The following is an 18836-nucleotide window of genomic DNA, read 5'->3' as shown; positions in this document are numbered from 1 at the left end:
CAAATACAGCTGTTTTTATACCGCAACGTTAGCCAACATCCCCGCAACAGGAGTTGCCATGAACGATCACTTTCTGGGCTTTGGCCTCGGGCTGCGAACCCAGCACTTTCAGGATGTACTGGATACCCGTCCCGATGTCGACTGGTTTGAGATTATCTCAGAAAACTTCATGGTTGCCGGAGGCAAACCCAAATATTATCTGCACGCCATTCGTGAACAATATCCAATGGTGATGCACGGCGTATCGATGTCGATCGGCTCCACCGAGCCGCTGGATAAAGAATACCTGCAGCGTCTGAAACTGCTGGCCAATGAGGTACAGCCCCACTGGATCTCTGATCACCTCTGCTGGACCGGTCTGGAAGGCGTTAATAGTCATGATCTGCTACCGATGCCCTACACCGAAGAGGCGATTGAGCATATCGCCGGAAGAATCATGCAGGTGCAGGAGATACTGGGCAGACAGCTGTTGCTGGAAAATGTGTCCAGCTATATCAGTTATACCGAATCCGCGATGTCCGAGTGGGAGTTTTACAGTGAAGTGGTTGAACGGGCAGACTGCCTGATGCTGCTGGATATCAACAATATCTATGTCAGCTCACGCAACCATAATTTTGATGCACAGACCTACCTGAACTCTATCAACCCGGAGCGAGTGCGCCAGTTTCATCTCGCCGGTCACAGTGACTACGGCACCCATGTCATTGATACCCATGACCATGATATCTGCGATCCGGTATGGCAACTGTATTGCCAGGCCCTGCATCGCTTTGGTGCCATCAGTACGATGATTGAGCGAGATGATAATATTCCACCGCTGAAGCAACTGCTGGAAGAGTTGCAGATCGCCCGTGATCTTGCCGCCGCAATACTGCCCCAGCGGCAATCCAGGACGCCTGTACCCCAGCTGGAGATCAGATGAGCAGATCAAGCGGAATGCTACGCCTGCGCCAACAACAGATGATGGCAGCATTGCTGACTGGGGATAATACTATTACCGGTCATATCGCCGGTGACCATAACCTCGATGCACAACAACGTCTGTCAATCTATCAAAGCGGTTATCGATTGCGTCTTCGGGAGGTGATCGATAACGATCATCCAGTGCTCGGCAGCTATCTCGGTGATGAACTGTTTGAACAGATGGTAGAGGGCTATATTGAAGCCGTTCCAAGCCGATACCGTTCACTTCGCTACTATTGTGATCCGCTTCCAGAATACCTGTATCAGGATGCATTTTTCAGCCAGTACCCGCATATTTCGGAGCTGGCACGGTTTGAACGCAGTTTACTATCATCGTTCGATGCCCCAGACCGGGAAACCGCATCACCAGAGGAGCTGCAACAACTAGCACCGCAGCGGTGGCCCGGGATGCAGTTACGCTTTCATCCCAGCTTGCAGCTGTTTACCAGCCAGTATAATACGGTGGAGATCTGGCAGGCGATCAAGGCGGAGCAGACGCCACCTGACCCGACACGGCAACCTGGCTGCTGGGGTATCTGGCGCAACCGGGAGAGGCTTACCGAATTTCGCTCAGTAGCACCACTGGAACAGCACTTAATCGACAGTTTCCTTCAGGGTGAAAGTTTCGCTACCGCAGCAGAGATCACCGCAGCGAATGTCGGCGAGGCAACTGCAGCCGCTGAGCTGCTAAGCATTTTGGTGCGCTGGCTTGAACTGGGCTGGGTCTCCCTGCTCGCCGATAAAGCCACACCACCCCGTCTCAATATGGCGAAATCGCCAAAGTTTTAATCGCACAGCTGCACAGAGAGAGAAACATTTGAATCAGAACCATTACCCGCCGTTCTGAAATGAACTTAATGGCTGATCATCACAACCCATTTTATCCGCCAGAGTGATCCGGCTTCGTCCCTCCTGCTTGCTGACATAGAGCGCATTATCTGCTCGCATAATAGTTTGTTCTACCGGTTCTGCTGTATGCCACTGGGCGACCCCAAAGCTAAGAGTAACTGGGGCTTCAGGTATGTCATTAGCACTGTATAACTGTTCTATGCGTGGATTAATTTTACCAAGCAACTGTTGCGCATCCAGATCTGTGGCATCAGGAAGAAGAATCAGAAACTCCTCTCCGCCCCAACGGATCAGTGCATCGCTTTTGCGGATACTGTTTTGCAGCAGGTCAGCTATCTGACACAACACACTATCCCCGACCGCATGCCCATAGCGATCATTAATCTGTTTAAATCGATCAATATCCGCCATCACGACGGTAAGTGGATGCTTTTTTCTTAGGGCCATCTGACAGGCTTGCTCCAGCAACACCCCCCCCTGTCTGCGATTGAATACCCCCGTCAGGCAGTCAATATCTGCCAACTGCTTTAACTCCGCCTGCTGCCTCAGATGGAACTCCCGCATAATCATAATAGCAAGTATCGAAAGAACTCCCGACACCACCATATTCACCAGCTTCATGTAAAAGATATATTCAGTAAACGGAAACGCTAATACAGGACTGAACACCCCAGCATTGAGCAGGGCAAAAACCAGAACCAGCATGATCGCGGTAACAAACACTCTGAAACGGCTATTACTGGTGTCCATAACCGCAAGAGCCGACATCGACCAAAGATAATACTGAAAACCTGGATCAGGCCCCAGGTAATAGGAGACAACCAACGAGTGCAACAAAACTTCACTGCAGAAAATCTGGATTGCCAGATCAATCCGGTACTGCTTACTCAGCCGGATGCCGTAAATCCATAACAGGACGCTGACACAATTCAGGGCAGCGAGAATTTCGACACCGGAAAAATAAAAAAAAGGGATCAGCAGGAAATGCACCGATGCGGCCAGCGGCGCGATAGTCAGGATAACCTGTAAACGATGATAATCAGTTTGCGCCGAAGGATTCGGCCCCTGTAACAACTGTTTAATCATACATCGGCACTCCAGACCATTGGCTGTTATGCTGTGGTGCTTTTAGCTTGCAAGAAGAACCCAGGGATCTACCAGCGTTAATGAGAGATCTGAGCTAACACCAGAAAACAGCTATATAACCACGGTAATTATGCAGCGCGTTAAAGTCAATTATATAAAAGCACTACGCTGACCGCTGACACAGTGCGATAACCAGTTATGGTGCCAACAGGAGGTAAGCGTTTACTTCAGCCTGGTCCTGAGCCATCTTTGCCAGTACCTGCTGTTCCAGCTTCCAGTCTTTTTCAATCAGACAGTGCTTCAAATGGACTGCAAGCTTGTGCAAACCGAAAAAGCGGTCAAACAACCCATCCAACTGATGCCGGTAGATATACGCTTTCTGATCATAGAATATCTTTTCGTAGGCACTCTTGGTGCCAATATAGTCCGGGGTCCAGCGAGTATTACGATAGAGAACAAAACCATCCGCATCATCTGCAGCCTTAAAATCCTGATACTGACTCTTCAGCTGATTGCTTAATATCAGATATTTACCCACCATCTGACGAACAAACGCCTGCTGATTCGATGGGTCAATCTGCTGCATAATGGCAGACTGGGTTTCCTGCGATTGCTCCTTACCACACCCAGTCAATACAGAACCCGGCAGACAGATACACAGAACAGAGAGAGTGACAGACAGTAGCCTGCTGACAGGTTTCATAGATGAGCCTCTAACCTAAAACGCAGTGATAACAAAAAAAGATGGCATACGGCCACCGGGGCTCCATACAGATTTAAACTCCTCAGCACACTATACGCTTAATTGATTGCCCGAAAAGAGACGCCACAGCAACAATTACTCAACTTGGGCAGTCCCTCCGATCTACTCTCAGGCTGTTAAAAACGGTCTCAATCAGTTCCCCGACAGCCCCCGCATTAAGACTCGTCTTCATATAGATACGCAGGCCTATCATCTGCACCTGAAGGTGTTTTGCCAGGATCCGCGGATCAGAATGCTCCGCGATCTCCCCTTGCTTAATCGCCTGTTGCAGAATCTCGGCAAAACGATTTTCCGTACGTTTAAGTAACTCGCGGGACAAACGCATCAGTTCGGGCTGATCATCTCGCACTTCCGACAAGGTTTTCACCAACATGCAGATCTCACTGGGATTTATTTCGCGCCGCTCAATCACCACGTTGCGAAAAAATGCCTCCAACCCCGCCAACGGCGTTCCCTCTTCAGCGATCCTTTGCTCCAGTATTGCAGCCATCTCTCGCGAGTAACATTCAAGCGCTTCGCTATAGAGTTTCTCTTTATTGCCAAACGCAGCATAGATACTCCCTGGCCGCATATTAATTGCCTGTTGCAGATCACGGGTAGAGGCGCCATTAAAACCCTTTTCCCAGAACAACATCATCGCTTTGTGAATGACCTCTTCACGATCATATTTAGCAATATTCGCCATCTCACCAACCTTTTTTGAGCAGATGTTCAAATTCTATATTGAACATCTGCTCAAAATCAAATAATCTGAAATTGTTGAACAGTTGCTCAAATACGCTATCCACGCAATCGTCAAACCAACACCAACTTAACTAAACAGGTTCTATGATGAATAATTTAACAGTACATACGCTGGAAACAGCACCCGAGGCAAGCCTGCCGCTGTTGCAGAACTCAATCAGAAACTTTGGCTCGCTACCAAGCCTGCACGGCGTAATGGCGGAATCCCCCGTCGTCCTCGAAGCTTACCAAATGTTGCATAAGTGGTTTCAGGAAAGCTCCTTTGATGCTGATGAACTGACAGTTGTGTGGCAAACAATCAACGTTGAACATGAGTGTCACTACTGTGTTCCAGCTCATGCCGCTATCGCCAGGATGATGAAAGTAGATGATGCACTGACCAGTGCGCTGCGCAACCGGCAGCCAATGCCCAACGCAAAACTTCAGGCGCTTCACGATACCACCCTGCTGATCGTTCGTAACCGGGGAAAGGTTGCCGAGTCTGATATTGCAAAATTCTATGCGGCTGGCTACACCCAGAAGCACCTGCTGGAGATTATTCTTGGCCTGTCACAAAAGGTCATGAGCAACTATATCAATCATCTGGCAGATACCCCCCTTGATGAGCGCTTCGCTGCCTTTATCTGATCACCATCACCCGGCCAGTCCCTGGTGACTGGCCTCTGCGTCACTTAAACCAAACTGCCAGCCATACAATAGCCCTCCCTGAACGGGTCCCACTCAGTAACATGAAACGACCCATATACTATATCCCTGATTCCTTTCCGGGTAAGATCGACCTGTTCTCCACTTAGCATTTTGCCTCAGGAACCGCGGTATGGAATCATTTCACTGGGATCAGAATTTCTTCACAGGTATCGATGATGTCGATAAGCAGCACCACCATCTTGTTAACGTGATCAATCGTTTTGGTACGCTGATATCGGGAGAGGAACAACCCACCTATGCTGAGATAGAGGCACTGTTTACCGAGCTGACCAATTACACCCACTACCATTTCTCAGAAGAGGAAGGCTTTATGCTTCAGGCCGGTCTCGACTCCCGCTATCTCACCCCTCATATGGAAGCTCACCAGCACTTTATCGATCAGGTTAAGGCGATTCGGCAATCGATCACGCCACACACCATGGATCGCTGTGAAAAAGCGATGCAGTTTCTCATTCACTGGCTGGCTTACCATATCCTGGGGACCGACAAGTCGATGGCGCGACAGATATTCAGAATAGAAAGCGGCATCTCGCCCGCCGAGGCATTTCAACAGGAACAGCAGCAACAGGAGTCATCGACAGGGCCATTACTTGCGGCACTGACTGGCTTATTTCATCAGGTGTCTGAACGTAACCAGGAACTCTCAAATCTCAACCGGACACTGGAACAAAGGGTCGAAGAGCGCACCCGGGACCTGGAAAACGCGAACCGCAAACTTGAAATCATCGCGATGACCGACCTACTCACAAACTTGCCGAACAGGCGCCATGCGATACAGATACTGAACGATCTGTGGCGGGAAAGCCTGGCTAACGGCAGCCCGCTGTGTTGCATGATGGTTGATGCCGATGGCTTTAAACAGATCAATGACAGTTTTGGCCATGACGCCGGTGATGTCGTGTTGCGCCAACTAGCTCAGGTGCTACAAGAGGCGGTCAGGAACGATGACGTATCCGCCCGTCTGGGGGGTGATGAATTTCTTATCCTCTGCCCCTTTACGGATCTGCAGGGAGGCCTGCTGGTTGCTGAAAAAATGCGTAAGGTAGTTGCAGCAATGCGTGTCCCCGTCGGAGATAACGGCATATGGCATGGCAGCATCAGTGTCGGTGTGGCCTGTCGGACTGCGACGATGCTCAATCCGGAAGAGCTGATCAAAGCGGCAGACAAGGGCGTATACCGAGCCAAAGAGCAGGGTCGCAACTGCGTTATGTCGGTACAACAGGAAAGCTGAAAGCACCTGAATTCAGAACATTAAAAAGGCCGCACGATGCGGCCTCTTTAGTCGTGGAAAAGCAAATTACTTTTTACCATCGTCACTCATAAGCTTACGCACTTTGATAAACCCCCAGATCATAGCGCCAGCCATTGCAGCAACACCTAGCAGGCTAGGCCACAGCGTTTCGAACAGATACGGATCCATAACAGTTACCTTTTTTGTGTTTCAAACTTGGTATTGATACTACTCCTGATGACATTAGCGGATATTGATATAACTCAATAAGTAGAGTGATAGCCTGCTGGCGACAAAATAGCTCCTGACATATCTGGTTGTAATCCCGCCCTGACAGCTCAGCCGTAAATGCCAGCTAATACTCAACGGCAGATACAAGTGCTAAGCCGCTACCTCCCTCGTATTAACCGTAAATATTGCGTCATCTGGCAACGATATCTGTGCGGCTCTTCTGCCGGTTCAACAAGACTGATCCCCCCTCTAATCCACCAGTTCCCAAAGCATAAAGTCAATCATTCTTATTGATTTATCAAAATATATCTTTTGATAAATCTTAAGGAGAAAAACAGGACTCATAGATAGAAAAATACAATCACAGACGGGCCGGATAAAAAAATAATAAGTCATTTAATATCAACAAGTTACAGAAAAACTGTACAGCCTATAATCCCCTCATAGAAAAACTTTAAAATACCTTTAAAAACAATAACTTATAGGAACACAAAAGACATAAATAACTTTCGATTAATCAAATATTACTATATAATAATCTTAACTTATTTAAGAACCTTCATTAAAAAGGTATTGATCATGCAAGAGAGAGAAATAAAGCTACTATTTAAAGCTGGGGTATTTGATTCCTGCCAGGCAGCACCGGTCTCTATTGCCCGTGGCTGGCGGCTGAAATTCATCACAAAACAGAACGAGGTACTGACTCTCGATCTGCAACGTTCAAGAAGTGAGCGGGAATTTAAAAGTCTTGATGGCGCGGCAGCGGTTGCTAAACGAATTGGATTTGAGTGGTTAAACGTTCAGATTGGCGACATGGAATGGAAGGAAAAAGTTTAATCACCTGAAGAGTTTTCTTAGTGATCTGTAGTCACCGGTGGCGGAAACGCTGCTCTGTATACTGATATAACCGACCTGGACAGATACAGCCAGTAGCGGATTGTAAGTAACACAGAGGAAGGGAAGCCGGTGAACTGCGCGCGGCCCGGTACCTCAATAAAAATTGAGATATAAAGAGGTACCGGTCCGGATGGGAAGGCTTTGGCAAGATACTGAAGTTAAGCTCATCACCTCAGCCGTTGAGTTAGATTCTGTCAGTTAAGCAGGCGAACGTAACGGGTTATTTCCCCCCGAGGGCAGCATCTATCTTTTTGTCGGTATTATATTGACTCAGTTCGTATACCGACCAGATCGCGGCTGGCAACCACCCTACCAGAGTCAACTGAAGTATCAGACAGATGATGCCCGCAAAAGGCCTGCCGATGGTAAAAAACTGCAGCCAGGGAAGCAGCAGAGCTAACAACAATCGCATAGTTAAATCTCCTTTTTTATTACCTCATCAATCCGGCCACTATCAGCCGATAATGCCGTCACGCAGCTCCGCTTCGGTCGCTTCACGGACGCTGATTACTTCAACTTCAAAGTTGAGGGTTTGTCCGGCAAACGGATGGTTGGCATCAATCGTAACTTCACCCTCGGCCTCATCAATTTCAGTGATCATCACCAGTTGCGGTTCGCCTTCCTCATCATCCAGCTGGCATAACATACCCACTTCTATCTCATCAAAACCGGCAAACGACTCGGCGTCAATAATACTGACTTTTTCCTCGTCATAGTCGCCATAGCCCTGTTCAGGTGCGATGGTAACGGTAAATGTATCGCCCACGGCACGCCCGTCCAGAGCCTGCTCCAGCCCCGGGATAATGTTTTTCTGGCCATGAATATAGGGCAGCGGCTCGCCATCCCTGGAGCTATCCACTCTCTCCTTGTCTTCATTAAAGAGGTTGTAGTGGATCTCGACATAGCAGTTATTGCTGATATTCATTCAGTTAGTTTCCATGGTTAATATTGTTGTCAGCCAGCTGCCAATCGCTTCGACTTCCGGCAGACAGAGGCCGTGATCGACGGGCCAGCGATGCCATTCAGGCTGATATCCCTGCTGTTGCAGCAGTTCACAAGCCTGCACACCCAGTGTCATCGGTACCACATCATCTTCACTGCCATGATGGATCGCAACCGGTATTGACCGGTTGGCATCACTGCGGTGCTGTTTAATCAGTTCGGCGGTGGCCACGTAGGTTGACAGGGTTAGCAGACCCGCCAGCGGTTTGGGACAGCAAAGTGCAGTATGGTAAGCCACCGCGCCGCCCTGAGAAAAGCCGGCCAGCACGATTTTTTCTGAGGGGACTCCCCGGGATATTTCTCGCTCAATCAGCACATTAATCTGACTGACAGAGCGCAGTAAGCCATCCACATCAATCTTGCGTTCCAGCTTCATCTCCAGAATGTCATACCAGGCGGGCATCTCCCAGCCCCCATTCACCGTGACCGGCTGCACCGGCGCATTGGGAAACACAAACCGGACTGGCAGTGTATCCGGCAGATTAAGCGCCGGTACTACGGGTTCGAAATCATGTCCGTCAGCCCCCAGACCATGCAACCAGATCACGCTGGCAACCGCGGGTTGCGCCGGTTCGACTTCGACACAGGACAGTTGTTGTTCAGTCATCATTTAAGCTCCGTCAGCCTTCAGGGAGAGAGTCGGTCGATCTGCCACTGACCATCCACCAGCGTATAGCTGAAACGGTCATGGAGACGACTCGCCCGTCCCTGCCAGAACTCGAAATGGCTGGGGATAAGACGATACCCGCCCCAGAACTCCGGATAGGGAATATCCCCATCAGGGTGTTGTTGCTGCAACTCAGCCACCGCCTGCTCCAACGTTTCACGGCTGTCGACCACCGAACTCTGATGCGAGATGGCGGCACTGATGCGACTGCCAACCGGGCGTTCGTTAAAATATCTGCGCCCCTCAGCCGCAGAAAGCTTTTCCACCCGGCCCTGGATCCGCACCTGCCGCTCCAGTCCATACCAGTAAAACATCAGCGCAGCCTGAGGGTTGTCCGCCAGCTCCTGCCCTTTGTGACTGCGATAGTCGGTATACCAGGCAAAGCCTTCAGCGCCAAAATGCTTCAGCAGAACGATTCGTGCCGAGGGCATACCCGACGCGCTGGCGGTGGCCAGCGTCATTGAGGTAGCGTCATCGGGACGGTATTCGGTAGCTGTCTGCATCCAGTCAGCAAACTGCTGCACCGGATCAGCCACGAGATCTGACCGGTTAAGAGGGTGCGCCTCATACTCTCGGCGCAGGGCTTTAAAATCACCCTGATCGGATTGACTCATAGATAACCTGAAAATTAAAACGCTGTGATTTTACAATCCATCATGCAGCACCGCTTGCCGTCGTGCTGATACAGATTATTCAGCCGTTATAATACTTCACAATGCGTTCAACATCACGGAGATACGCACCGCCAAACAGCAACAGATGGTTGAGGTAATGATAGAGGTTGTAGAGATCAGCGCGCACTCTCCAGTCCGGAAGAATATCGCTGTGAGCTTCATAGATCTGATAAAAGCGCTGACTAAATCCGCCAAACATCAGCGTCATCGCCAGCTCCGCTTCTGCCCAGCCATAATAGACCGCCGGATCAATCAACACCGGTTCCCCATGGGGGCCACAGATGACATTACCCGACCAGAGATCACCGTGCAGCAGCACCGCAGGCTGAGCGGGAACCCGTTCAGGCAACCGGTCACACCACTGCAACAGCTGATCAAACAGCGTATGAGAGATCAGTTTGAGTGCCAGACAGCGTTCGCCCAGCGACTGATAACGTTGTTGCGCATAAAAACGGTAGCCATCCGCCTGCCAGTGATTCACTTGCCGCGTGCCACCACAGAAGGTATCGCATTCAAAACCAAATCCGCGTTCCGCCTGATCGCGGCACCGATGCAGCAATGCCAGCCCCATGCCAAGCTGCTGGTCAAAATCATCGGCAGGGGATGCAGGCGACAGATACTCCATCAGCAAGCTGTTCCCGGCCTGCAGCAGCACCTCTGGCACCCTGAGGGTATGACTCTCAACTGTCTGATAGCCAAGCGTTTTTAATCCTCTGACTTCTGCGGCAGCTGGCTCAGCAGTCGCATCCGGCATCTGTTTCAGAACCCACTCCACGCGGTTGCCTTGCGGACTTTGCAGGGTCAGCTTGCTGATCTGTGCCACACAACCGCCACTCAGCGGCGACACCCTGATAAGCTGCAAAGAGTGTTGTTCTATCCATTTGACTATGGGTTGAGGTAACAAATCTGGCATACTCTGAGTTCTGTTTTCAGCAACGGTTAATATCGCAATGCATGGCACACCTGAACAACTGATCGCTTGTCACGAATGTGATCTGCTGATGGAACGGGTAGCAAACCAGCCTGGCGAGGATGTTATCTGTCCCCGCTGTCATGCCCGTTTATATTACACCACCCCCAATGGCATTGAACGCCTGCTGGCACTCTCGGTCGCGGGCCTGATTCTGTTTATTCCGGCAAACATATTCCCCATTCTCAGTTTACAGGTGTTTGGCCAGAGTCAGAGTGAAATTATTCTGCAAAGTGCGATGTCTCTTTACGAAGGGGGACTAACGCTGGTTGCCCTGCTGATTCTGCTGTTTGCAGTCGTGGTGCCACTGATCCAGTTGGTCGCTCTGTTTTATATCAGCGCCAACCTTCATTACCGCTGGGAGGGACATTTTCTCAGGCAGGCGATGCTTGGTTATCAGCACCTGCGCGGCTGGGGGATGCTGGAGATCTTTCTGCTCGGCGTGCTGATATCAATTATTAAGCTGAAAGATATTGCCGATCTGGATGTAGGCCTGGGCCTTTACAGCCTCGGCGCGCTGATCGTGGTTATCACCCTCAGCAGTATTTTTTTCAATCCACATCAGATCTGGCATGAGATCGATCTGCACCGCCAACAGAGATGCGCCGATGACTGATCACTATGCACCCCGGCGCACCGCCCGTAATAGCGGCTATCTGCTCTGCATCGATTGTGAGAAGCTCCACAATATTGATCAGGAGGGGCAACACTGTGACCGTTGCGGTGCCCGTCTGCACAGCCGTATACCCAATTCGATGAACCTCAGCTGGGCTAGCCTGCTGGCGGCAGTACTGCTGTTCCTGCCGGCAAACCTGCTACCGATTATGACCTTCAAATCATTTGGCCAGGGAGAACCCAGCACCATTCTTGGCGGTATACTCCACCTGCTGGAACAGGATATGCTGATGATCGGTCTGGTGGTATTAATCGCCAGCATCGTCGTACCCGTATTGAAAATTATCGCTTTGACGATTTTACTCTGCACCGTACAGTTTCACCTGCAGACCAATCTGCGCCAGAAAACCATGATGTTCCGCGTAGTGGAGTGGATTGGCCGCTGGTCGATGCTGGACATTTTTGTTATAGGGATATTGGTAGCACTGGTACAACTGGGTAATATTGCCCATATTGAAGGCAACAGTGGCGCAACCGCCTTTGCGATAGTGGTGTTACTGACCATGTTTTCTGCAATCGCCTTCGACACACGCCTGATTTGGGATAACGGCATGCCGGAAGCGGATCTGCCCCCCGAGAATACTGATCAAAAGGATGAACGATGAGTACCCCTCAAACCGATAATGTCCCGGCAACACCGCTGATCAAGCGTCATCGCGGACCATCGGTGGTCTGGTTGCTACCCTTTCTGGCAGCGATCATTGCCGGATGGCTGGTGATTAAGAGTTACCAGGACGCAGGCATTATGATTGAGGTGCAGTTTGAAACAGCGGAGGGCCTGGAAGCCGGTGTTACCCGGGTGATGTATCGGGGCCTGCCAACCGGAAAAATCAAAACACTGAAGCTCAATGAAGACCTCAAAAGCGTAACCGCCGTGATCGAGATGGAGAAAGAAGCGGCCGAGATTCTCGTCGAGGGCACGCGCTTCTGGCTGGTTAAGCCGCAGATATCCCTCAGTGGTGTCAAAGGTCTGGATACCCTACTCTCCGGTTACTATATAGAGTTGCAGCCCGGTAAGGGTGGAGAGCGTTTCAGCTTCGTCGCCGATAATGAACCACCGCCGCCACTAAAAGACCGGCAAGGGCTCTATCTCTCCCTGTTAGCGGATTCGGCCCAGTCGATTCAGCGCGGCGCCAAAGTCTATTATCGCCAGATAGAGGTGGGCGAGGTGATCAATTTCGGCCTGACCGATAGCAGTGAACAGATCCGTATTGAACTGTTTATCGAGCCCGGTTACCGTCACCTGATCACTGACAGCACCCGCTTCTGGAACGCCAGTGGCATCAGCCTGAAAGCCAACCTGTCACGGATAGATCTGCGCTTTGGCTCGCTGGCAGCGATCATCGCTGGCGGCATCAGTTTCTATACCCCTCCCGATGATGAAAGTGTTCTGACCCCGGGGCATCAATTTCACCTGTTTCCCGACTTTGAAGCCGCAGAGGATGGCATTGTCGTTAATGTCAGGTTTCCTGCCCGCACCAATGTGCATGAGGGTACCCGGGTGATCAGTGAAGGAATTCAGATCGGCCGGGTCCAGAGTCTGCAGCTGAGCGAAGATCTGACCACCCTCAATGCCCGCTTGCTGATCGATCCGCGGGCACGGCCGCTACTGCGTTCGGGCAGTCATTTCTGGTTACCCAAACCGAAGCTGTCCCTGAACCGGTTACAGAACATAGGTGATCTGATTCAGGGGTCTGCCATCGTTCTGCAACCGGGCACCGGGGAGGCGATGTTTAACTTCACCGCGCTTTCTACTCCACCCGCTCACCGGCCCGAAATATCGGGCTTGAACATCCGCCTTGAGAGCGACCGGCTGGGGTCTCTCGATTTTGGCTCGCCGGTGATGTACCGGCAGATTCCGGTGGGTGAAGTAAACGGCTATGAACTCAGTGCTGACGGTCGCGGCGTACAGATCTATGCCACCATTCAGGAGCAGTACGCCGATCTGGTAAAACACAACAGTCGCTTCTGGGAGGAGAGTGGCATCAAAGTTAAGGCCGGTGTCGATGGCGTGGAGCTGGAGAGCGGCTCGCTCAGCAGTGTTATCAACGGGGGTATCGCGTTCTTCACGCCTGATACCCGGGATCAGAAAACCGTAGCACAGGAACACAGCTTTCACCTGTTCAAAAACTTTGACAATGCCAGCAAACAGGGACGCCTGCTATATCAGGAAAATGCCGACAAGCTGGCCGTGCGGCTGCAAGCGACAGAGTTGGGGTCAATCAGCAGCGGCGCACCGGTGCTGTACAAGCAGTTGACTGTCGGCACAGTCAGCCACTACGCCCTGTCAGAGGATGACAGTGTCATTATCCACCTGTTGATCGATAAGCCCTACCGCCACCTGGTCACGGATCAGAGCCGCTTCTGGAATGCCAGTGGCGTAGATGCCAGCCTCAACCGCAGTGGTGTAAACATTCACACCGAGTCGGTGCAGACACTCCTGCGGGGTGGCATCGCCTTCGCCAACCTTAGGGATAACGGCAAAGCCGCCACCTCTCACCAGCTGTATAAACTCTACAACAAGCGCACTAAAGCGTTACAGAAAGGGCCAGATATCAGCGTCACCTTTCCACCCGGCCCCAATATCACTGTCGGAGCGAATGTCTATTTTAAAGGGCTGGTGATGGGCCAAGTGGAGCAGGTGCGACTACTTGATCGCCTGGGCAGCGCTGAAACCCGCATCGCCCTGACCGATGAGGGGGCTATGCTGGCCCATAGCGGCTCCCGCTTCTGGATCGCCGCCCCCCGGGTTAACCTGTCCGGAATCGACTACCCGGAAACCCTGATCGCCGGTAACCATATCGAAGCACTGCCGGGCACCGGAGCGCAGCAGCTCAGTTTTACCGGACTGTCTGAAAGTCCGGCAGAACGCAGTCTGCCGGGACTGAACATTGTGCTGCAAACCCCACAGCTCGGCGCCATCGATATCAACAGTAATATCTACTTCCGGGGGATGCCGGTGGGTTATGTCTCGGGCTATGAGCTGAGTGACGATAATCAACAGGTAAAACTCTTTGTGAACATCAAAGAGCGCTATAAGACGCTGATTAATAAAACCAGCAGATTCTGGAATATTGGCGGCATTGATGCCGAATTTGGCCTGTTTAAAGGACTAAAAGTGGAAACGACAAATCTGGAAAGTTTTGTTCAGGGAGGCATCGCCTTCAGCACAGCCGACACGAACAGCGATCCGGTCAGCTCAGGTTATCAGTTTAAACTATATGAGCAGGAGCCCGGCAAGTGAGGTTTGTCAGATTGCGGCAGATCGGTCTGATCTGCATGCTGGTGTTATCAACCGGCTGTGCCACCAACTCTGCCAGCAACTTCAAACTCAGCAATCTGGCGAAAAGCGATATCGACAGTGTCACCGATATGCATATCAAAGAGACCAGTAAGCTCTGCCGTGAACTGACAATCAAACTGTATAAGCGCAACCCCCGGGAGCTGGCGAAAGCCCCACCCGGCACCACGGTTAAAAAACGCATCTCACAGATTTTCAGCAATCAGCGCATCCAGGGGTTTACCGAACTTAATGGTTTAAAAGGCACTGCCGCTATCACCCTCAGCTTCAGTGAAACCTATCAGGGGGACCGGGTGTTTGCGCTGATGGCCGGTATCAGCAGTATGCTCTACTCCGCCTATAACTATCAGGATGAGTTTTTTATCCTCGACGAGATTGATCAGCAAAAGCTGTATAACAGCGCCCGCAACCTGGAAACCGTCTCCTGGCAATTGAACAATCGTAGAGACAGCCATGGCGAACGCTATATACTCAGCAATGGTATTTCAGAGGATGGCATCCGCAACCTCAGTTATGAACGGCTATTTGGCAAACTGATCAGCCTGCAGGACATGATGGCGCTACTTATCGCAGACACCACCAACCGCAACATCACCCGGGTGGTACAGAGTGCTGCATCCATGACCTTCCTGCCCATCTGAGGTCCCCCCAAGGGCGCAAAATACTGTTGCGCGCTACGCGCTACGAGCAGCAACGGCTTTTATTGCTGCATCTCTTTAATGAACTGATCCGATGCCTGAATAGAGCGTTGCATCTCTGCCAGCAACCGATCAATATCCCGTTTAATGCCACCAAACTCCCCCTTCAATGAACCGATTGCCCGGGCATTGAGGTTATGTTTGAGGAACAGGGTGTTGTCTTTCAGCGCCGCCAGCACCGGCTGCATTTTCGCTTCCGATCGTTTCAACCGGGTGTGCAGGGCGTTATAACGGGATTTTGTCTCTTTCAGAGTCTGGGCACTCTGGCTGCGCAGCTTGGTATTGGTGTACTGGTCCAGCTCCTCCTGCCACTCATCAAACAACGCTTCGGCAACATCTTCAACCTTGCGAATATTATCACTGACAGACTCAGCGGCCGCTTCACTGTCATCGTAAGCGGACTGCATATCGTTATAGACCGACTCCAGCTCACCGCCATCAAAGTTCACTACTTTACGAAACTGCTCCAGTGCTGAAACAAACTCCTCCTGAGCATCATTCTGAGCGGTACGAGTGTCTTCAACCCGGTCAACCAGAATATCCCGTTTATGGATGCCAACCTTTTCCATCGCCGAGTAATAGGCACTCTGGCAGCCACTAAGCAACGGCAGCGCCAGCAAACAAACAAGTAATATGCGTTTCATAAGATTCCTTCTGAATCAGTCACAATGGTTTATTGATACGGATATTACCGATTTTATGGTTCTGATTCAGCTCCAGACAGACATCCGCACGGCCGGGCATCTCTTCCAGCATATTTCGGGTCAGCCGCTCATAGTGCTGAATAAAGCGGCGGATCTCGCGCTCATTCATAATCCGCAGATGCTGGGTGGGTTGCTGGGTATCGTAGAAATAGCGCACCCGCTCTGCCAGTTTTTTCTCCTGCTGGGAGCGCCACTCAAACACCGACTCCATACTCGGGACTTTAAGCATAATCAGCACATCGATCATGCCAAACAGCTCTTTATAGCTACCTTCGAGCTGCTGATTAACATAGTTGCGCCAGAACCCCAGCGGGTCCTCACTACGCTCCAGATCGTTAACCGACTCAGCCAGCTGGCTCTCTGACTGTGCTGAAGCGCCAACACACCAGCCCTCCAGCACAATTACATCGGCTTTACCATGCCACTCCTGCCATAAAGCAGGGGGACAGCGATCATCGATTGATTTATCGAACACCGGGATTTTTACATTTCGTCGCTCTTCACCGAACTCCCCCTTGAGTGCACGCAGCAGCTCAAGGCCCAGATCGACATCATGGGTGCCGGGCACGCCGCGGGTTTTCAGCAGAGGATGAACCGAGTGCGCCAGCTGCTCCCGGTCTTCCCGGGTTTTATAGAGATCATCAATCGACAGGCCGACCACTTTCAGATCAAACCCCTCTTCGAGTATCACCTCCAGCAGATTAAACAAGGTCGACTTACCCGCCCCCTGCGCACCATTGATTCCCACCACCAGCGGCCCCTGTTGCTGCTCTTTACGAGCGACCAGCCAGGCGCCCAGTGGCACATAGATCGATTCCAGCAGCTCTACCAGACCGATATCGACCTTCAGTGACTCCAGCGTCGAGGCAAACGCTTTTTCAACCTGGCGCACCGCCTGCTCACGCGCTGCTGGCGTCAAACAGAGTTGACCGGGAGGCCATTTACAAAGTGAACTCATCGTTTTGCTCCCTGATTTTTAACCCGGTTATCACGCAACCACCGCTGGATTGCCGTTATCTGTTCCGTTTCCATCAGAGATGGCGCATGGGTCATCCCCGGAATCCGGTAAAGATCCATATCAGGACGTAGCTGTTGCATGCGCTCGACCGTATTCGCCGTCAGCACATCGGACTTGTCTCCCCAGATCAGCATCTGCGGACAGTTAACCTGACTCCAGACAGGCTCCAGATCGATATCCTGATCCTGTATCTCCCGGCTTTGCTCGGCAATGCGGGGGTCGTAGTGCAGCCCATACTGACCATCCGAGATCCGCCGCTGTCCATACCTCGCCAGATGCTGCCACTGTTTATTACTCAGCCCCTGATAAGCGGTATAGGTGGTACGCATATACTGTTCTACAGCCGCAACGGAGTCAAAACGATGATCACCCAGATACTCAGCAATCCGCTGCAACGCGGCTTTACCCACAAAACAGCCTATATCATTAAGCACCAGTGAACGGATCGGTGAGTTTGGCAATGCCGCCAGGCAGGTACCAATAATGCCGCCCATGGAGGTGCCGATCCAATCGACCTGATCAACGTCCAGACGCGCCAACAATGTTGCCATATCGCTCAGATAACGGGGAATATCATAATTTACGCCAGGTGCGAGCCAGTCACTTTTACCTCGCCCCGGCATATCCGGGCATACCACCCGATAATCTCTGGAGAGCGCCCGTGCCAATTCATCAAAATCACGACTGTTACGCGCCAGACCATGGACACACACCAGCACCCGGTCGTTATCGGCATCGCCCCACTCATGATATACCACCCGATGAAACCCCAGGGGATCGAGCGCCATCACTGATCGGGTTCGCATAACTATCTCCTGTTATCTGCAGATCATCTGAATCTCAGCCAATTACGTAAAGCTAACATCTGGTAAAGAATTGTAAAGGGTGGAACAAATCTACTTACGCGCTTCACCAGATGTATTATGATTTGCTAATCTATTCACTACAGCGACTGACGGACAGGTAATGGCTGAACAGCAAGCAAACTCTTTTTATCAAAATAACAAGCAATGGCTGTTATCCCTTGTGATTTTGCTGGTTGCGGTTGCGGTTTTTGTTGTGCTGCAAGTCACTAAACCAACAGCCCCCTCACGCCCGGCAAAAGAGAAAGTCTGGACAGTTAAAATTATTAACGCACAACCGGCACGTTATTCACCTCAGCTATCGCTTTATGGTCAGATCGAGTCACCTTCCAGCAGCACCCTTTCCTCATCAATTAACGCCTTTGTTGAAAAACGACTGGTTTCCGAGGGCGAAAACGTCAGTGCCGGACAGTTACTGGTGCAGCTGGATAATCGTGATGCGTCACTGTTGCTGGCGCAAAAACAAGCTGAGGTTGACAGAATTGAGGCGCTGATTGCAGCAGAGAAAGTCAGTTATCAGGCCAACATTAAAGCCTTAAAAATAGAGCAGGAACTGGTCGGCATTACCCAGCTGACACTGGAACGTTATCAGGACCTGAGCAGCCGCAAACTGGCCAGCCAGAATCAGCTGGATGACGCCCGCAAGACCAAACAGCTGCAAGCACTGTCCCTGAACAGCCGTCAAAGAGCCATTGATGACCACCCTAACCAGCTGGCACAACTGCAAGCGCAGCTGAAGCAGGCCACGGCGATGCGTGACAGTGCCGCACTTGATCTGGAGCGCAGCCAGAT

21 protein-coding genes and 1 pseudogene are annotated in these 18836 nt (G+C 51.2%); 10 read left to right on the top strand and 12 right to left on the bottom strand.

Going from position 1 to position 18836, the window contains the following annotated elements; genetic code table 11:
• The first annotated feature begins 58 nt into the window (after positions 1 to 58).
• Both ACQY8X_RS13915 and ACQY8X_RS13910 read left to right on the top strand, forming a co-directional pair.
• On the top strand, positions 59 to 922 hold the full coding sequence (locus ACQY8X_RS13915) for a DUF692 domain-containing protein (protein WP_428035741.1): 864 nt from the start codon (positions 59 to 61) through the stop codon (positions 920 to 922).
• Positions 919 to 1752: a DNA-binding domain-containing protein gene (locus ACQY8X_RS13910; RefSeq protein ID WP_428035740.1), complete on the top strand. Its 834-nt coding sequence runs from the start codon at positions 919 to 921 to the stop codon at positions 1750 to 1752. The genes ACQY8X_RS13915 and ACQY8X_RS13910 overlap by 4 nt, the downstream gene beginning before the upstream one ends.
• 42 nt (positions 1753 to 1794) lie before the next feature.
• Here the strand turns inward: ACQY8X_RS13910 and ACQY8X_RS13905 are convergent, their stop codons facing one another.
• From ACQY8X_RS13905 to ACQY8X_RS13895, 3 genes are all read right to left on the bottom strand, one after another.
• Positions 1795 to 2898 (bottom strand): GGDEF domain-containing protein, encoded by a 1104-nt coding sequence (locus ACQY8X_RS13905; RefSeq protein ID WP_428035739.1) that lies wholly within the window; start codon positions 2896 to 2898, stop codon positions 1795 to 1797.
• A 196-nt stretch (positions 2899 to 3094) separates the two neighbouring features.
• Positions 3095 to 3601, bottom strand: a complete 507-nt coding sequence (locus ACQY8X_RS13900) for a hypothetical protein (RefSeq protein WP_428035738.1) — start codon at positions 3599 to 3601, stop codon at positions 3095 to 3097.
• Positions 3602 to 3740: 139 nt separating this feature from the next.
• Positions 3741 to 4346, bottom strand: coding sequence for a TetR/AcrR family transcriptional regulator (locus tag ACQY8X_RS13895; protein WP_428035737.1), 606 nt, complete (start codon positions 4344 to 4346; stop codon positions 3741 to 3743).
• Between the two features lie 146 nt (positions 4347 to 4492).
• Between ACQY8X_RS13895 and ACQY8X_RS13890 the strand changes: the two genes are divergently transcribed.
• Both ACQY8X_RS13890 and ACQY8X_RS13885 read left to right on the top strand, forming a co-directional pair.
• Positions 4493 to 5032 (top strand): carboxymuconolactone decarboxylase family protein, encoded by a 540-nt coding sequence (locus tag ACQY8X_RS13890; protein ID WP_428035736.1) that lies wholly within the window; start codon positions 4493 to 4495, stop codon positions 5030 to 5032.
• 190 nt (positions 5033 to 5222) lie between these two features.
• Positions 5223 to 6344, top strand: a complete 1122-nt coding sequence (locus ACQY8X_RS13885) for a GGDEF domain-containing protein (RefSeq protein ID WP_428035735.1) — start codon at positions 5223 to 5225, stop codon at positions 6342 to 6344.
• A 66-nt stretch (positions 6345 to 6410) separates the two neighbouring features.
• Here the strand turns inward: ACQY8X_RS13885 and ACQY8X_RS13880 are convergent, their stop codons facing one another.
• Complete coding sequence (locus tag ACQY8X_RS13880; protein ID WP_299197122.1) at positions 6411 to 6533, bottom strand: hypothetical protein; 123 nt, start codon at positions 6531 to 6533, stop codon at positions 6411 to 6413.
• 621 nt (positions 6534 to 7154) lie between these two features.
• Between ACQY8X_RS13880 and ACQY8X_RS13875 the strand changes: the two genes are divergently transcribed.
• Complete coding sequence (locus ACQY8X_RS13875) at positions 7155 to 7412, top strand: hypothetical protein (RefSeq protein ID WP_428035734.1); 258 nt, start codon at positions 7155 to 7157, stop codon at positions 7410 to 7412.
• 280 nt (positions 7413 to 7692) lie between these two features.
• Here ACQY8X_RS13875 and ACQY8X_RS13870 read toward each other — a convergent pair whose 3' ends face one another.
• The 5 genes from ACQY8X_RS13870 to ACQY8X_RS13850 all read right to left on the bottom strand — a co-directional run bounded on the left by ACQY8X_RS13870 (position 7693) and on the right by ACQY8X_RS13850 (position 10728).
• Positions 7693 to 7884, bottom strand: a complete 192-nt coding sequence (locus ACQY8X_RS13870; RefSeq protein WP_428035733.1) for a YqaE/Pmp3 family membrane protein — start codon at positions 7882 to 7884, stop codon at positions 7693 to 7695.
• A 42-nt stretch (positions 7885 to 7926) separates the two neighbouring features.
• On the bottom strand, positions 7927 to 8397 hold the full coding sequence (locus ACQY8X_RS13865) for an FKBP-type peptidyl-prolyl cis-trans isomerase (RefSeq protein WP_428035732.1): 471 nt from the start codon (positions 8395 to 8397) through the stop codon (positions 7927 to 7929).
• Entirely contained in the window at positions 8398 to 9084 is a 687-nt protein-coding gene (locus tag ACQY8X_RS13860; protein ID WP_428035731.1) for an alpha/beta hydrolase, read from the bottom strand.
• Between the two features lie 17 nt (positions 9085 to 9101).
• Entirely contained in the window at positions 9102 to 9755 is a 654-nt protein-coding gene (gene pdxH, locus ACQY8X_RS13855; protein WP_428035730.1) for a pyridoxamine 5'-phosphate oxidase, read from the bottom strand.
• Between the two features lie 79 nt (positions 9756 to 9834).
• Entirely contained in the window at positions 9835 to 10728 is an 894-nt protein-coding gene (locus ACQY8X_RS13850) for a fructosamine kinase family protein (RefSeq protein ID WP_428035729.1), read from the bottom strand.
• Positions 10729 to 10765: 37 nt separating this feature from the next.
• On the opposite strand from ACQY8X_RS13850, the gene ACQY8X_RS13845 reads away from it, so the two are divergent.
• From ACQY8X_RS13845 to ACQY8X_RS13830, 4 genes are read left to right on the top strand one after another with little or no spacing between them, the layout of a single operon-like run.
• Entirely contained in the window at positions 10766 to 11401 is a 636-nt protein-coding gene (locus ACQY8X_RS13845) for a paraquat-inducible protein A (protein WP_428035728.1), read from the top strand.
• Positions 11394 to 12065: a paraquat-inducible protein A gene (locus tag ACQY8X_RS13840; RefSeq protein ID WP_428035727.1), complete on the top strand. Its 672-nt coding sequence runs from the start codon at positions 11394 to 11396 to the stop codon at positions 12063 to 12065. Before ACQY8X_RS13845 ends, ACQY8X_RS13840 begins: the two co-directional genes overlap by 8 nt.
• Positions 12062 to 14704, top strand: coding sequence for an MlaD family protein (locus ACQY8X_RS13835; RefSeq protein ID WP_428035726.1), 2643 nt, complete (start codon positions 12062 to 12064; stop codon positions 14702 to 14704). Before ACQY8X_RS13840 ends, ACQY8X_RS13835 begins: the two co-directional genes overlap by 4 nt.
• Positions 14701 to 15402, top strand: a complete 702-nt coding sequence (locus tag ACQY8X_RS13830) for a hypothetical protein (RefSeq protein WP_428035725.1) — start codon at positions 14701 to 14703, stop codon at positions 15400 to 15402. The genes ACQY8X_RS13835 and ACQY8X_RS13830 overlap by 4 nt, the downstream gene beginning before the upstream one ends.
• Before the next feature lie 59 nt (positions 15403 to 15461).
• On the opposite strand, the gene ACQY8X_RS13825 is transcribed toward ACQY8X_RS13830, so the two are convergent.
• From ACQY8X_RS13825 to ACQY8X_RS13815, 3 genes are read right to left on the bottom strand one after another with little or no spacing between them, the layout of a single operon-like run.
• Positions 15462 to 16103: a DUF2959 domain-containing protein gene (locus ACQY8X_RS13825; RefSeq protein WP_428035724.1), complete on the bottom strand. Its 642-nt coding sequence runs from the start codon at positions 16101 to 16103 to the stop codon at positions 15462 to 15464.
• Between the two features lie 19 nt (positions 16104 to 16122).
• Entirely contained in the window at positions 16123 to 17121 is a 999-nt protein-coding gene (locus ACQY8X_RS13820) for a hypothetical protein (RefSeq protein WP_428035723.1), read from the bottom strand.
• Complete coding sequence (locus tag ACQY8X_RS13815) at positions 17118 to 17987, bottom strand: alpha/beta fold hydrolase (RefSeq protein ID WP_428035722.1); 870 nt, start codon at positions 17985 to 17987, stop codon at positions 17118 to 17120. The genes ACQY8X_RS13820 and ACQY8X_RS13815 overlap by 4 nt, the downstream gene beginning before the upstream one ends.
• Before the next feature lie 160 nt (positions 17988 to 18147).
• On the opposite strand from ACQY8X_RS13815, the pseudogene ACQY8X_RS13810 reads away from it, so the two are divergent.
• A pseudogene (locus tag ACQY8X_RS13810) lies at positions 18148 to 18836 on the top strand (efflux RND transporter periplasmic adaptor subunit); the annotation flags it as partial.

This window comes from Amphritea sp., from assembly GCF_050300915.1.
Lineage (GTDB): Bacteria > Pseudomonadota > Gammaproteobacteria > Pseudomonadales > Balneatricaceae > Amphritea.
The sequence above is the reverse complement of the archived record's forward strand: the minus strand, read 5'-3'. Positions and strand labels throughout refer to the sequence as shown.

What these genes read in the sequence shown, in the direction of transcription:
- ACQY8X_RS13915 (WP_428035741.1), top strand. Translation starts at nt 59, where the DNA reads ATGAACGATCACTTTCTGGGCTTTGGCCTCGGGCTGCGAACCCAGCAC.
- ACQY8X_RS13910 (WP_428035740.1), top strand. Translation starts at nt 919, where the DNA reads ATGAGCAGATCAAGCGGAATGCTACGCCTGCGCCAACAACAGATGATG.
- ACQY8X_RS13905 (WP_428035739.1), bottom strand. Translation starts at nt 2,898, where the DNA reads ATGATTAAACAGTTGTTACAGGGGCCGAATCCTTCGGCGCAAACTGAT.
- ACQY8X_RS13900 (WP_428035738.1), bottom strand. Translation starts at nt 3,601, where the DNA reads ATGAAACCTGTCAGCAGGCTACTGTCTGTCACTCTCTCTGTTCTGTGT.
- ACQY8X_RS13895 (WP_428035737.1), bottom strand. Translation starts at nt 4,346, where the DNA reads ATGGCGAATATTGCTAAATATGATCGTGAAGAGGTCATTCACAAAGCG.
- ACQY8X_RS13890 (WP_428035736.1), top strand. Translation starts at nt 4,493, where the DNA reads ATGAATAATTTAACAGTACATACGCTGGAAACAGCACCCGAGGCAAGC.
- ACQY8X_RS13885 (WP_428035735.1), top strand. Translation starts at nt 5,223, where the DNA reads ATGGAATCATTTCACTGGGATCAGAATTTCTTCACAGGTATCGATGAT.
- ACQY8X_RS13880 (WP_299197122.1), bottom strand. Translation starts at nt 6,533, where the DNA reads ATGGATCCGTATCTGTTCGAAACGCTGTGGCCTAGCCTGCTAGGTGTT.
- ACQY8X_RS13875 (WP_428035734.1), top strand. Translation starts at nt 7,155, where the DNA reads ATGCAAGAGAGAGAAATAAAGCTACTATTTAAAGCTGGGGTATTTGAT.
- ACQY8X_RS13870 (WP_428035733.1), bottom strand. Translation starts at nt 7,884, where the DNA reads ATGCGATTGTTGTTAGCTCTGCTGCTTCCCTGGCTGCAGTTTTTTACC.
- ACQY8X_RS13865 (WP_428035732.1), bottom strand. Translation starts at nt 8,397, where the DNA reads ATGAATATCAGCAATAACTGCTATGTCGAGATCCACTACAACCTCTTT.
- ACQY8X_RS13860 (WP_428035731.1), bottom strand. Translation starts at nt 9,084, where the DNA reads ATGATGACTGAACAACAACTGTCCTGTGTCGAAGTCGAACCGGCGCAA.
- pdxH (WP_428035730.1), bottom strand. Translation starts at nt 9,755, where the DNA reads ATGAGTCAATCCGATCAGGGTGATTTTAAAGCCCTGCGCCGAGAGTAT.
- ACQY8X_RS13850 (WP_428035729.1), bottom strand. Translation starts at nt 10,728, where the DNA reads ATGCCAGATTTGTTACCTCAACCCATAGTCAAATGGATAGAACAACAC.
- ACQY8X_RS13845 (WP_428035728.1), top strand. Translation starts at nt 10,766, where the DNA reads ATGCATGGCACACCTGAACAACTGATCGCTTGTCACGAATGTGATCTG.
- ACQY8X_RS13840 (WP_428035727.1), top strand. Translation starts at nt 11,394, where the DNA reads ATGACTGATCACTATGCACCCCGGCGCACCGCCCGTAATAGCGGCTAT.
- ACQY8X_RS13835 (WP_428035726.1), top strand. Translation starts at nt 12,062, where the DNA reads ATGAGTACCCCTCAAACCGATAATGTCCCGGCAACACCGCTGATCAAG.
- ACQY8X_RS13825 (WP_428035724.1), bottom strand. Translation starts at nt 16,103, where the DNA reads ATGAAACGCATATTACTTGTTTGTTTGCTGGCGCTGCCGTTGCTTAGT.
- ACQY8X_RS13820 (WP_428035723.1), bottom strand. Translation starts at nt 17,121, where the DNA reads ATGAGTTCACTTTGTAAATGGCCTCCCGGTCAACTCTGTTTGACGCCA.
- ACQY8X_RS13815 (WP_428035722.1), bottom strand. Translation starts at nt 17,987, where the DNA reads ATGCGAACCCGATCAGTGATGGCGCTCGATCCCCTGGGGTTTCATCGG.